The 12,937-nt window shown below is 63.5% G+C and carries 16 protein-coding genes; 5 read left to right on the top strand and 11 right to left on the bottom strand.

The window, feature by feature from the left end; all coding sequences use genetic code 11:
• Positions 1-2: 2 nt before the first annotated feature.
• Together serS and cysG are read left to right on the top strand one after the other, a co-directional pair.
• Positions 3-1,283, top strand: coding sequence for a serine--tRNA ligase (serS, locus tag BM317_RS13285; RefSeq protein ID WP_025213005.1), 1,281 nt, complete (start codon positions 3-5; stop codon positions 1,281-1,283).
• Positions 1,284-2,678, top strand: coding sequence for a siroheme synthase CysG (cysG, locus tag BM317_RS13280; protein WP_092474549.1), 1,395 nt, complete (start codon positions 1,284-1,286; stop codon positions 2,676-2,678).
• Positions 2,679-2,804: 126 nt separating this feature from the next.
• Here cysG and BM317_RS13275 read toward each other — a convergent pair whose 3' ends face one another.
• The 8 genes from BM317_RS13275 to BM317_RS13240 form a co-directional block, all read right to left on the bottom strand.
• Complete coding sequence (locus tag BM317_RS13275) at positions 2,805-3,803, bottom strand: glutathione S-transferase family protein (protein WP_092474547.1); 999 nt, start codon at positions 3,801-3,803, stop codon at positions 2,805-2,807.
• 88 nt (positions 3,804-3,891) lie between these two features.
• Positions 3,892-4,893, bottom strand: coding sequence for a glycosyl transferase family protein (locus BM317_RS13270; RefSeq protein ID WP_092167154.1), 1,002 nt, complete (start codon positions 4,891-4,893; stop codon positions 3,892-3,894).
• A complete protein-coding gene (locus tag BM317_RS13265) occupies positions 4,890-5,225 on the bottom strand; it encodes a TusE/DsrC/DsvC family sulfur relay protein (RefSeq protein WP_060741569.1) in 336 nt (111 codons plus the stop codon). Before BM317_RS13265 ends, BM317_RS13270 begins: the two co-directional genes overlap by 4 nt.
• Positions 5,222-5,515 (bottom strand): sulfurtransferase complex subunit TusB, encoded by a 294-nt coding sequence (gene tusB, locus BM317_RS13260; protein ID WP_092167156.1) that lies wholly within the window; start codon positions 5,513-5,515, stop codon positions 5,222-5,224. Before tusB ends, BM317_RS13265 begins: the two co-directional genes overlap by 4 nt.
• On the bottom strand, positions 5,515-5,877 hold the full coding sequence (gene tusC / locus BM317_RS13255; RefSeq protein WP_092167159.1) for a sulfurtransferase complex subunit TusC: 363 nt from the start codon (positions 5,875-5,877) through the stop codon (positions 5,515-5,517). Before tusC ends, tusB begins: the two co-directional genes overlap by 1 nt.
• Positions 5,878-6,270, bottom strand: a complete 393-nt coding sequence (tusD, locus tag BM317_RS13250) for a sulfurtransferase complex subunit TusD (RefSeq protein WP_092474611.1) — start codon at positions 6,268-6,270, stop codon at positions 5,878-5,880.
• Between the two features lie 300 nt (positions 6,271-6,570).
• The gene (locus BM317_RS13245) at positions 6,571-6,900 is read right to left on the bottom strand and encodes a DUF6388 family protein (protein WP_092474545.1); all 330 of its coding nucleotides are present in this window, start codon (positions 6,898-6,900) and stop codon (positions 6,571-6,573) included.
• 2 nt (positions 6,901-6,902) lie between these two features.
• Positions 6,903-7,163, bottom strand: coding sequence for a hypothetical protein (locus BM317_RS13240; protein ID WP_072406776.1), 261 nt, complete (start codon positions 7,161-7,163; stop codon positions 6,903-6,905).
• Between the two features lie 139 nt (positions 7,164-7,302).
• On the opposite strand from BM317_RS13240, the gene BM317_RS13235 reads away from it, so the two are divergent.
• Complete coding sequence (locus tag BM317_RS13235) at positions 7,303-7,653, top strand: hypothetical protein (protein ID WP_060741574.1); 351 nt, start codon at positions 7,303-7,305, stop codon at positions 7,651-7,653.
• A 130-nt stretch (positions 7,654-7,783) separates the two neighbouring features.
• On the opposite strand, the gene BM317_RS13230 is transcribed toward BM317_RS13235, so the two are convergent.
• A complete protein-coding gene (locus BM317_RS13230; RefSeq protein ID WP_092474543.1) occupies positions 7,784-8,209 on the bottom strand; it encodes a GNAT family N-acetyltransferase in 426 nt (141 codons plus the stop codon).
• Between the two features lie 164 nt (positions 8,210-8,373).
• Between BM317_RS13230 and ggt the strand changes: the two genes are divergently transcribed.
• Complete coding sequence (gene ggt, locus BM317_RS13225) at positions 8,374-10,101, top strand: gamma-glutamyltransferase (RefSeq protein ID WP_092474539.1); 1,728 nt, start codon at positions 8,374-8,376, stop codon at positions 10,099-10,101.
• A gap of 40 nt (positions 10,102-10,141) precedes the next feature.
• Positions 10,142-10,675, top strand: coding sequence for a cysteine hydrolase family protein (locus BM317_RS13220; RefSeq protein WP_092474537.1), 534 nt, complete (start codon positions 10,142-10,144; stop codon positions 10,673-10,675).
• Positions 10,676-10,735: 60 nt separating this feature from the next.
• Here BM317_RS13220 and BM317_RS13215 read toward each other — a convergent pair whose 3' ends face one another.
• Positions 10,736-11,596 carry a CAP domain-containing protein gene (locus tag BM317_RS13215; RefSeq protein WP_092474535.1) on the bottom strand — a complete coding sequence of 287 codons (861 nt, stop codon included), beginning with the start codon at positions 11,594-11,596 and terminating at the stop codon, positions 10,736-10,738.
• A gap of 323 nt (positions 11,597-11,919) precedes the next feature.
• Positions 11,920-12,885, bottom strand: coding sequence for an EamA family transporter (locus BM317_RS13210; protein WP_092474533.1), 966 nt, complete (start codon positions 12,883-12,885; stop codon positions 11,920-11,922).
• Positions 12,886-12,937 lie beyond the last annotated feature (52 nt).

Genomic DNA, 12,937 nt, shown 5'->3' with positions numbered 1-12,937 from the left:
ACATGCTCGATTCCAAACTGTTACGTAGCAACCTCCAGGACGTAGCGGACCGCCTGGCTTCCCGTGGCTTTGCCCTGGATGTCGCGCGCATCGAAGCGCTGGAAGAACAGCGCAAGACCGTCCAGACCCGCACCGAAGCCCTGCAGGCTGAACGTAACGCGCGCTCCAAGTCCATCGGCCAGGCCAAGCAGCGTGGCGAAGACATCGCGCCGCTGATGGCCGATGTCGAGCGCATGGCGGGTGAATTGAGCGCGGGCAAGGTCGAGCTGGACGCGATCCAGACCGAGTTGGATTCGATCCTGCTGGGCATCCCGAACCTGCCTCACGAGTCGGTGCCGGTTGGTGAAGACGAAGACGGCAACGTCGAAGTGCGCCGTTGGGGCACGCCGACAACCTTCGATTTCCCAGTGCAGGACCACGTGGCCCTGGGCGAGAAATTCGGCTGGCTGGACTTCGAAACCGCCGCCAAGCTGTCGGGCGCCCGTTTCGCCCTGTTGCGCGGGCCGATCGCGCGCCTGCATCGGGCCCTGGCGCAGTTCATGATCAACCTGCACGTCACCGAACACGGCTACGAGGAAGCCTACACCCCGTACCTGGTCCAGGCCCCGGCGCTGCAGGGCACCGGTCAGTTGCCGAAGTTCGAGGAAGACCTGTTCAAGATCAGCCGCGACGGCGAGGCCGACCTGTACCTGATCCCGACCGCCGAAGTGTCGCTGACCAACATCGTGGCCGGCGAGATCGTCGACGCCAAGCAGCTGCCGATCAAGTTCGTCGCCCACACGCCGTGCTTCCGCAGTGAAGCCGGGGCGTCGGGCCGTGATACCCGCGGCATGATCCGCCAGCACCAGTTCGACAAGGTCGAGATGGTCCAGATTGTCGAGCCGTCGAAATCCATGGAAGCGCTGGAAAGCCTGACCGCCAACGCCGAGAAGGTCCTGCAACTGCTGGAACTGCCGTATCGCACCCTGGCGCTGTGCACCGGCGACATGGGCTTCAGTGCGGTCAAGACCTACGACCTGGAAGTCTGGATTCCGAGCCAGGACAAGTACCGCGAGATCTCGTCGTGCTCCAACTGCGGCGACTTCCAGGCCCGCCGCATGCAGGCGCGTTTCCGCAACCCGGAAACCGGCAAGCCGGAACTGGTCCACACCCTCAATGGCTCCGGCCTGGCGGTGGGGCGTACCCTGGTGGCGGTGCTGGAGAATTACCAGCAGGCCGACGGTTCGATCCGTGTGCCTGAGGTGTTGAAACCCTACATGGGCGGCATCGAGGTCATCGGCTAAATGGACTATTTGCCACTGTTCCACAACCTGCGCGGCAGCCGCGTGCTGGTGGTCGGCGGCGGGGAGATTGCCTTGCGCAAATCCCGACTGCTGGCCGATGCCGGCGCGTTGCTGCGGGTGGTCGCACCCGACATCGAACCGCAGTTGCGGGAACTGGTCAGTGGCAGCGGCGGCGAGTGTATCCAACGCGGTTACCTTGAGTCGGATCTGGACGGTTGCGGGCTGATCATTGCCGCCACCGACGACGAACCGCTCAATGCCCAGGTCTCGGCCGACGCCCATAAGCGTTGCGTGCCGGTCAACGTGGTGGACGCGCCGGCCCTGTGCAGCGTGATCTTCCCGGCGATCGTCGACCGCTCGCCCTTGGTGATCGCGGTGTCCAGTGGCGGCGACGCGCCGGTGCTGGCGCGGCTGATCCGGGCCAAGCTGGAAACCTGGATTCCCTCGACCTATGGGCAGTTGGCCGGGCTGGCGGCGCGTTTTCGCAATCAGGTCAAGCAACTGTTTCCCGATGTCCAGCAGCGCCGGGCGTTCTGGGAAGAGGTGTTCCAAGGTCCTATCGCCGACCGCCAACTGGCCGGGCAGGGCGGCGAAGCCGAGCGCTTGCTGCGGGAAAAGATCGACGGCCAGGCGCCGAGCGCGCCGGGCGAAGTCTATCTGGTGGGGGCCGGGCCGGGTGATCCGGACCTGTTGACCTTCCGCGCCTTGCGTTTGATGCAGCAGGCGGACGTGGTGCTGTACGACCGCCTGGTGGCGCCGGCGATCCTCGAACTGTGCCGGCGTGATGCCGAGCGCATCTACGTCGGCAAGCGCCGCGCCGAACACGCCGTGCCCCAGGACCAGATCAACCAGCAATTGGTGGACTTGGCCCGCCAGGGCAAGCGCGTGGTGCGGTTGAAGGGCGGCGATCCGTTCATCTTCGGTCGCGGCGGTGAAGAGATCGAAGAGCTGGCGGCCCATGGCATCCCGTTCCAGGTCGTCCCGGGCATCACCGCCGCCAGTGGTTGCGCGGCCTACGCCGGGATCCCGCTGACCCATCGCGACTACGCCCAATCGGTGCGTTTCATCACCGGCCATCTCAAGGACGGCACCAGCGACTTGCCGTGGGCCGACTTGGTGTCGCCAGCGCAGACGCTGGTGTTCTACATGGGCTTGGTCGGCCTGCCGATGATCTGCGACGAGCTGATCAGGCACGGTCGCGGGGCGGATACGCCGGCGGCATTGATCCAGCAAGGCACCACGTCGAACCAACGGGTCTTTACCGGTACTTTGGCGGACTTGCCACGGCTGGTGGCCGAGCATGAGGTGCATGCGCCGACGCTGGTGATCGTTGGGGAAGTGGTGCAGTTACGCGAGAAACTGGCCTGGTTTGAAGGGGCTCAGGGGCAGGTCTAGGAAGACCCGCACCGTTGATCGTTCCCACGCTCCGCGTGGGAATGCCGCCCAGGACGCTCCGCGTTCCGCCTTGGAGTGACGCAGAGCGTCACCGGATGCATTCCCACGCGGAGCGTGGGAACGATCTCAATGGCGCTGCCAAATCCCTTTCCCACTCAACCTTTCCCGATCATGGGCGACCGTAAAGTCCTGCTTCGGCCCCTTGGGCACGATCCCGTTAGGGTTGATGGTCTTGTGGCTGCCGTAGTAATGGCCCTGGATATGGGTGAAGTCCACGGTTTCGGCAACGCCCGGCCACTGATACAACTCCCGCAACCAGTTCGACAGGTTCGGATAATCGGCGATGCGCCGCAGGTTGCATTTGAAGTGACCGAAATACACCGCGTCGAAACGGATGATCGTGGTGAACAGGCGGATATCCGCCTCGGTCAGGTATTCACCAGCCAAGTAGCGCTTGGTCGCAAGCAAGGCCTCCAGCCGGTCCAGTTCGGCGAATAAACCGTCGAACGCTTCTTCGTAGGCCGCTTGGGTGGTGGCGAACCCGGCGCGATACACGCCGTTGTTGACCGCCGGGTAGATCCGCTCGTTCAAGGCATCGATATCGCGGCGCAGGTGCTCGGGATACAGGTCCAGGTCGTTGCCCGTCAAACCATCGAAGGCACTGTTGAACATGCGGATGATTTCCGCCGATTCGTTGTTGACGATGCGTCGCTGGCGTTTGTCCCACAGCACCGGCACGGTGACACGGCCGGTGTAGTGCGGTGTGTCGGCGGTGTAGCGCTGATGCAGGAATTGCAGAGGGTCGAGTTTATCGCCTGTGGAGCCGTGGGCCTTGTCGAAGGTCCAGCCGTTTTCCAGCATCAGGTAGCTGACCACCGAGACGTCGATCAGGTCTTCCAGGCCTTTGAGCTTGCGGAAAATCAGTGTGCGATGGGCCCAGGGGCAGGCCAGGGAGACATACAAATGGTAGCGCCCGGCCTCGGCGGCAAAGCCACTCTCGCCCGAGGGCCCGGCGCTGCCGTCGGCGGTCACCCAATGACGGCGCTGCGCCTGTTCGCGCTGGAAGGTGCCATCCTTGCTTTCATACCACTGGTCCTGCCAGCGGCCCTCGACCAACAAACCCATCTGGATATCCTCGCTCAATAATCATTGGAGACGAGTCTATTCCCATAGGTTCGAACTAAAAGCGCAAAGGTTGGGCGTTAATGATCGGTTAAATCGAACGATCCCGCGCGTCCCAGTACTGCCGGGCTTTATCGAACGCTTCTTCGCGAGCCAGGCCCAGGCCGCGCAAGGCCAGTGCCATGGTGGCGATCAGCGCCAATTGCGGGTAGCTGTCCTCGACGTCACCGCGCCAGATCGCCTTCAAATGCTCGGGGTCGAGGCTCTCCGGTTTGACATGGCGCTGCTCGGCCAGGCGCGGCCATTCTTCGTCCCAACTGGCGCCGCCGGTGGTGCCGTACAGGTGGCTGTCGGCGTCCGGGTTGATCTCGATTTCGCCGCCGTCGCCCTTGATCACGATGGCGGTATCACCGAGCAAGCCGCTGGCATCGCGATGCACGGCCTGGTAGCCCGGATGGAAGATGCTTTGCAAGCCGCAACGGGCGCCCAGTGGATTGAGAATCCGGGCCAGGGAATGGATCGGCGAGCGCAGGCCCAGGGTGTTGCGCAAGTCGATCATCCGCTGCATTTGCGGCGCCCAGTCCACCAGCGGCATGAAGGCCAGGCCGCCGTTGTCCAGCGCGCTGCCGACCTGTTGCCAGTCCCGGCACAGCGGGATCTGCAGCAAGCCCAGCAATTGTTCGGTGTAGAGGCGACCGGCCGTGTGAGCGCCGCCGCCGTGCATGAAAATTCGCACGCCGTTCTGGCCCAGGCACTTGGCCGCCAGCAGGTACCACGGCAAATGGCGCTTCTTGCCGGCGTAGGTCGGCCAGTCGAGATCCACCGTCAACGCCGGGACCACCAGGCGTTCACGCAGGGCTTCGGTGAAGCCGGCCATTTCCTCGGCGCTTTCTTCCTTGTGCCGCAGCAGCATCAGGAAGGCGCCCAGCTGGGTGTCCTCGACCTGTTCATCGAGCACCATGCCCATGGCTTCGCGGGCTTCTTCGCGGGTCAGGTTGCGGGCGCCGCGCTTGCCTTTGCCAAGGATGCGCACGAACTGGGCGAACGGGTGTTCGGCCGGGGTCTCAAGGGTCAGTGCTGGAAAATCGGTCATAAGCAATTCGTCGGTTTGGGCAGGCCCGCCAGCTTGGCGGCGAGTTTGGCGGGAGTGCCTTTGAACAATCGGTTCAGGTGCAGGCTGTTGCCTTTGTCCGCCCCCAGTTTCAGTGCCGTGTACTTGATCAGCGGCCGGGTTGCGGGGGAGAGCTGGAATTCGTCGTAGAAACCCCGTAGCAGTTCAAGGATTTCCCAGTGTTCGGGACTTAACTCGATGTCCTCGGCGCTGGCCAGGGCCGTGGCGACTTCGGCCGACCAGTCGTCCAGGTCAGCCAGGTAGCCGTCCTTGTCCAGCGCGATGGCGCGGTCGCCCACGTTCAGCGTGTTCATAGCCAGGTGTTGACCTTGTCGTGCTCGATCGATAGCTCGACGAAACCTGAGTAGTTGATGGCTTCGGCCCAGTCTGGTGTGTCCAGGGCGCGGGCCTGGAGGTCTTCGGCGAGCACGAACAGCTTCACGCCGGCGGCCTGCAGCACTGCAAACGGTGGGCTGGCCGGTTGCAACGCGTACGTCGCGTCGCCGCACAGCAGCAGCGCATCCTGATTGCCCAGCACCCGCAGGCAACTGGCGAGGCGGTTATCGCCGAAGGGCGAATGAGACAACACATGCAAAGTCGACATCAGAGGGTGATCACCTGGTCGTAACGGTCGATGAGCGCGGCGATGTCCGGCGCGCTCAGTACTTTCACCTCGCCCAGGGCCAGGGCAGCGCTGGCAACGCCACGTTCGGCGGCACTGTCAGCGCAGAGGAACAGGTCTTCGACGCCGAACATCGGCAACGCCTGCAGGTTGGCGCTCAGGTCCTTTTGCTGGAGCGCCTTGGCGTTTTGGCCGGCGGTGAGCTGGAACACGCCGTCATCGAGAAACAGCAAGCCGATGGGCAGGTCGAACGCACCGCCGGCCAGGACGATGTCCAGGGCTTCACGGGCGCCGGGGCCGGACCAAGGGGCCTGGCGGCTGATCAGCAATAAAGACTTGGCCATTCACGCGCCTCCAAAACAGATCAAGCGGTCGGCGTCCTGGATCGCATCGTGCAACTGGCCCAGCCCGGACAAGGCCCAGGGCGCTTCGACGCTGGCCGCCGCACGCTGGTAGCGCAGGGCTTCTTCCTCGTTCAACACGCCACGACGCAACGCCGCCGCGATGCAGACCACGCCGTCGAGCCGGTTGTCGCTGACGAATGCGCGCCACTGCTGGGGCAGGTCCTGTTCGTCCTGGGGCGCGACGACACTGGCGCAGGCGTTATAGACGCCGTCCTGATAGAAAAACAGCCGCACGATCTCATGCCCACCTGCCAGCGCCGCCTGGGCAAACAGCAAGGCACGGCGCGAGGAGGGCGCATGGGCGGCGGAAAACAGCGCGATGGCGAACTTCATGACAGACCCGATCAGCAAAACTGCGGCCATGATAAAGCTTTATGGGCGGTGGGGCGATTGCCAGGAGATTCAACACAAGGGCATGCTTTGAATACTTTGTGGCGAGGGGATTTATCTTGTGGCGAGGGGATTTATCCCCGTTGGGTCGCGTAGCGGCCCCTCTTTCAGTCGCCGTGGCCTGTCTGATACACCGCGTTGACGGGTCAAGGGGCTGCTTTGCAGCCCAACGGGGATAAATCCCCTCGCCACAGGTGGTCTGCCATGTCCCCGGTCCAAACAGTGCTATTCAATCCATACGAGCTACTGCTTGAGTCCATGCAACTGGCAATACTCCGCCCACTCCATCCCCGCCATCTCCGCCACTTCCCTGTGCACTTCCAGGCGCTGGGCCTGGTACTCCTCGGGCGAGGCGGCGGTCAGTTGCAAAGTCAGTTCCCAGGCAAACAGGCCCAGGCGCTCGGCCTCGGCTTCGAACGCTTCGTGCAAGCGCTCGGCGCGGTACTGCGCAGCGGTCTCGCCCTTGACCTGGGCCAGCAGCGGGTTGAGATGGTCCAGTTCGTGGCGCAGTTCGGGGCGCTCATCGAGAAACTTTGCCAAGGCCCGTTCGTGTTGCTGTTCGGTTGCCGCCATGGTCACTCCTTGGGGGATGCAGACTGCTTCTTGCTGGCCTTGGCCGCAGCCGCCAGGCATTCGAGGGCGAATTGTTCGGTGTAGGTCATCTGGATCGGCGTGGTTTCGCCCTTGACGGTGCGTTCGCCGTCGAGGATGTAGCGAATCCGCTTGTCGGTGACGCCGATTCGCTTGGCGATCCACGAAGGTGTCTGGCCGATCTGGCTGATCAGTTTGTCGGCATATTCCGGGGTGGGCTTGTAGAACTCGGCGTTGGGGGTCATGGGGATTCCGCGTGGCTGGTGGCGATGGCGCGACAGATTGCGTGAATCGGTGCTCGCTGTCGCGGGTAAATTTCAGTAAAGCAGCACGATGGCTCGGGCCGCAGTGCTACAGTCCGTTTTTTTTCGATGAATGAACGCAATGCGAATGTTGACGGTGGCCCTGGCCGCCACTTTGCTGGTCGGCTGCGCGGGTTCGGCGATGAACGAGGCTCGGACCCAGGCCCCTTACAAGACCCTGACCTCGGACAAGCCGGAACAGGTCGTGGCCCAGTGCGTGCAGTTTTCCTGGCAGGACGAAGCGGTATTCGGTGTCGATGCCGGCGCCTACCTGCAACCGGGCAAGAAAGGTGGCTCTACGGTCTACACCCGCTCCGCCGAATCGTTTGTCGATTTGCACGCCGGTGCGACGGGCACCGAGTTGAGTTATTACGCCAAGCATGACGACTTCGTGGCCAAGCGCCGGTTGGCGGCGTTGGCGACTTGCTTGTAAGCAGCTCGCACTAATGCCCCGGATCCTATGTGGGGGCGGGCTTGCTCGCGAAAGCGTCGGGTCAATCGACATCGATGTTGAATGTTAAGCCGTCTTCGCGAGCAAGCCCGCTCCCACAGGGGGTTGTGCTTCAGGTGTCCAGGCGCTTCTGGAAGAAGAAGCGCTGGTGGCCCGGCGGGTAGTCGTCGATCAGGCCGCACTCGGTGAAACCGTGTCTGCAGTAGAACGCCGGGGCCTGGAAGTCGAAGGTGTCCAGCCAGATGCCCACGCAGTTTTTCTCCCGGGCCAGTGCTTCGGCCATCTGCATCAGGGTCGAGCCGGTGCCCTGGCCCCGGGCCTGTTCCGGCACCACCAGCAGCTCGATATACAGCCAGCGAAAAAACACTCGGCCGTAGAGCCCGCCGACAATTTCGCCTTTCTCGTCCCGCACCAGCCAAGCCACCAGTTCAGGTGCACTTCCACCGGTCTTGGCGGTGTTATAGGCGCGCAGCGGGGCGAGGATGGCTTGGCGTTCTTCGTCGGTGGGTGTGTCCGTGCGTTCGATTCGTAGCGTCATCGGCGATGTCCCTATTCCGTCAAGATCAAGCGCAGGAGCCTATCCCAAAGGCTGCCGTGACGTCATCCGGTCGGCGGGGAAACAGGCGCATTACGCAAACCAGGCCATACTGCCTAATGCTTTTGAAGCGATCCCTATCCCAAAAAACAAGAAGAGACCGACTCATGAAGTTCGAATCCTTGGCCCGGACCCTCATCGCGACGTCACTGACCCTCGGTTGTTTATCGACGTACGCCGCTTCCCTGGCACCGGTGGCGGCCGAGAACGGCATGGTGGTCACCGCCCAGCACCTAGCGACCCATGTGGGTGTCGACGTGCTCAAGAACGGTGGCAATGCCGTGGATGCGGCGGTGGCGGTGGGCTATGCCCTGGCGGTGGTGTACCCGGCGGCGGGCAACCTGGGCGGGGGTGGTTTCATGACCCTGCAATTGGCCGACGGTCGCAAGACGTTCCTGGATTTCCGCGAAAAGGCCCCTCTGGCCGCCACCGCCAACATGTATCTGGACAAGGACGGCAACGTCGTGCCCGAACTCAGTACCCGCGGCCACCTGGCGGTAGGCGTGCCCGGCACCGTGTCCGGCATGGAGCTGGCGTTGAGCAAGTACGGCAGCAAACCCCGGGCGGAATTGATCGCCCCGGCCATCAAGTTCGCCGAGGAAGGCTTCGCCCTGGAGCAGGGTGATGTCGATCTGCTGGAAACCGCCACCGATGTGTTCAAGAAGGACATGCGCGACTCCGGTGCGATCTTCCTGCACAACGGCGAGCCCATGCAGGTCGGCCAGAAGCTGGTGCAAAAAGATCTCGCCAAGACCCTGCGGGAAATCTCCGCCAAGGGCGCCGACGGTTTCTACAAGGGCTGGGTCGCCGATGCCCTGGTCACCTCCAGCCAGGCCAACAAAGGCATCATCACCCAGGCCGACCTGGACAAGTACAAGACCCGCGAGCTCGCCCCGGTGGAGTGCGACTACCGTGGCTACCACATCATCTCGGCACCGCCGCCCAGTTCCGGCGGGGTGGTGCTGTGCCAGATCATGAACATCCTCGACGGTTATCCGATGAAGGACCTGGGGTTCCATTCGGCCCAGGGCATGCACTATCAGATCGAAGCCATGCGCCACGCCTACGTGGACCGCAACAGCTATCTGGGTGACCCGGATTTCGTGAAGAACCCCATCGACCATCTGCTGGACAAGAACTACGCCGCCAAGCTGCGGGCCGCGATCGAGCCGCAAAAAGCCGGCGACTCGCAGAAGATCAAGCCCGGGGTGGCGCCCCATGAGGGCAGCAACACCACCCATTACTCCATCGTCGACAAGTGGGGCAACGCCGTTTCGGTTACCTACACCTTGAACGACTGGTTCGGCGCGGGCGTCATGGCGAGCAAGACCGGGGTGATCCTCAACGATGAAATGGACGATTTCACCGCCAAGGTCGGCGTGCCCAACATGTATGGCCTGGTGCAGGGCGAGGCCAACGCCATCGCGCCGGGCAAGGCGCCGCTGTCATCCATGAGCCCGACCATCGTCACCAAGGACGGCAAGACGGTCATGGTGGTAGGCACCCCGGGCGGCAGCCGGATCATCACCGCGACGTTGCTGACCATCCTCAACGTGATCGACTACGGCATGAACCTCCAGGAGGCGGTCGATGCGCCGCGTTTCCATCAGCAATGGATGCCGGAGGAAACCAACCTGGAGACGTTCGCGGCCAGCCCCGATACCCAGAAACTGCTGGAGAGCTGGGGGCACAAGTTTGCCGGCCCGCAGGACCCCAACCACATCGCCGCGATCCTGGTCGGCGCGCCGTCATTGGGTGGCAAGCCAGTGGGCAAGAACCGCTTCTATGGCGCCAACGACCCCCGTCGCAACACTGGGTTGTCGCTGGGTTACTGATGGGGTGCGCGGCTGCGACACGGTTTGAAGAGGGAAGGTCATGAACACCGCATTGCTGATTATCGATGTCCAGAACGCGCTGTGCAGCGGCGAAGAGGAATGCTTCGACAGCCAGCGCATCATCCGGACCATCAGTGACCTCGGTGCCAGGGCCCGGGCTGCCGGCCGGACGGTGATCCTGATCCAGCATGAAGAGCTGGAAGGGGCGCTGACCCATGGCGCCGCCGGCTGGCAACTGGCCGTCGGCCTGTCGACCGCGGCGGATGACCTGCGGGTGCGCAAGACCACTCCCGATGCTTTCTACCAGACCGACCTGCAACCTTTGCTGCAGGCCCGGGGCATCGACCGCCTAGTGATCTGCGGGCTGCAAACCGACTATTGCATCAATGCCACCGTGCGCCAGGCCCATGCCCTGGGGTACGACGTGGTCCTGGCGGCCGATGCCCACTCCACCGTGGACAACGGCAGCATGGCGGCCGAGCAGATCATCGCCAACCACAACAACCGGCTGGGGCGACTGAGCAGTGCGGTGTCGCGGATTGATGTAACGCCGGCTGCCGAAATCCGCTTGTAGCCGATACTCACTGTTTGGGCTGGAGCAGCAGACCTATGGCTCAGCGTCGAGGATGGTTTTTCACGGCGCGCCAAGCACCATCGTCCAATACACCCGCGCATCGCTGCGCGAGTCGCTGGCCGACGCTGCGCCCATCTGCGTGAACATCGGGTTCATCAGGTTGGCGCAGTGTCCGGGGCTGGCGAGCCAATCGTGCAGGGTCTGGCTCGGTGAGCGTTGGCCGGCGGCGATGTTCTCGCCCAATTTACGCCCGCGAAAGCCGGCGCTCCTGGCGCGATCGGAGGTGGAGCGACCGTCCGGGTCGCGATGGGCGAAATAATTGTCCTGGGCCATCGACCGGCTGTGGCCTTGGGCGGCCGTTCCCAATGCGGCGTTCCAGCTCAGCGGCCGAGTGGCCGCGAAGCGCTGGCGTCCGCACATCCTTGGCTTGGCCCTGGCGGCGTTGACCTGGGCCAGCAGCGTCTTGTCCGCCGAACCCACGTCGCTCATCCGCGTGCCACCCATGGGCTGCGCCAACACCAGGCGCCACTCGTCACCGACCCGATTGACGCCGATATCGGCGTACTGGTTATCCAGTAGCGCCGCGCAATGCTCGTCCGCCAACATCTCGAAGGCCTCTTCGGCATCCCGTGCATCGGTCAGGCGGATGCTGCGCACGACCCAGGCTTGATAGCCGGCGTCCTGCAAGGTTTCCCGCAGGCCACCGCGAAAGCCGATCGGCAAGCCCAGGTTCGAACGCAGCACCAGCGGCTGCGTGGCGCGCACCGTGCGCCACTCACAACGGCGGGTCTGGCTGCGGAAGTCGTTGATGGCGTCCACCAGTTGCCTTTCGCCGCGCGCATGGGCGGGGCTGGTGAATAAGGGAAACAAGGCAAGCAGGCACAGCGAAACGAAACGGCAAGAGCGAACAAGGTGGCGCATGGGGCGAACGGCTCAAGAGAGGGAGTTGCTTTAGCGCCAAGCTTGGCGCCGATCAGCTGGAAAACCCCTGGTCGCAGGTTGGCAAGGTTTTCACGGCTGGGGTAGGACTGTGGGTTTGGAAACTAGTTTCAGGGGATGGGGACTTGTCTGTGTGCTCGCCCAATACCCTGTAGGAGCTGCCGAAGCTGCGATCTTTTGATCTTGACCTGTTGAGCGTTCGCTCGTGTCTCAATTGTCTGGGAAAAGATCGCAGCCTCGCTTCGCTCGACAGCTTCTACGGTCAAGCGGGGAAAAATCCCATCGCCACAGTGGATTCAGTCAGTTCAATTCGCCGTTCCAGCCACAGGCACCTTGACCCGTTCAACCTTGCGATAGGTCAGCAGCACGATGCCGGTTACCACAATCGCGCCGCCCATCACTTGGCCCAGGTTGAGCATCTGGTCCAGCACCAGCCAGCCGATCAGCAGTGTCGCCAGCGGTTCGATGTTCATCACCGGAGCGTTGCGTGGCATGTTCAGGCGGGGCACGGAAATGAACAGCACGATGAACCCGGTACCATAGAGCACCACCAGGGTCGCCAGGGCCAGCCAGCCGGTGCTGCTGGCCGGCAGGTCGAAACCGCCGGGTAGGGCACCGGTCAGGCCGGCGAGGTTGACGCTGCTGAACACGATGAAAATCGTCAACAGGCTGCGTACCGAACCGCGCACCTGGGACAATTTGTGGTCGGTGATCCACAGCGCGCAAGCGAACACGCAGGCGGCGCAGAAGGCCAGGCCCACCCCGAGCAACCATTGCGGGCCGACGTCCTGTGCGGAGGATAAGCGTGCCGGCACTTCCAGCACGAACACCAGCCCCACCAGGATCATGCCCATCAATGCGGCGGTGCGCGCCGTCGGGCGGGGGCCGCCCAATGCCCAGGTCAGCAAGGCCAGCAGGATCGGAAACACGTTGCCCACCAACAGGGCCAACGCCACCGGCACGCGCGCCACGGCGGAGTACAGGCACAGGCTCTGGGCGGCGATCAACAACCCCAGGGTCAACTGCCAACGCCACGCCCCGGGCGGCAGGCGCAGACGCTGGCGTTGCCAGAGCACCATCGTCGCCAATACCAGCAGCGTCCCGCCCGAGCGCAGCAGGATCGCCAGCAGCACCCCGGCACCGTCGTCGAAGGCGGCCCGGGCGGCGACATGGTTGCCGGCGAAGGCGCAGCCCATGCACAGCAGGACGAGCACCGCGAGATGGCGGGGTAGTGGCGTGGGGGTATCAGGTGTGACAGTGGAGCGGGTCATGGCAGGTGTCTCGAAGGCGGCCGCCAAGGCAAAAGGCCTCGAGCGGTTATTT

It is taken from the genome of Pseudomonas sp. NFACC24-1 (assembly GCF_900115235.1).
Classification (GTDB): Bacteria; Pseudomonadota; Gammaproteobacteria; order Pseudomonadales; family Pseudomonadaceae; genus Aquipseudomonas; species Aquipseudomonas fluorescens_AA.
Note: the sequence above shows the minus strand (reverse complement) of the source record. Positions and strands in the feature narration are given on the sequence as shown.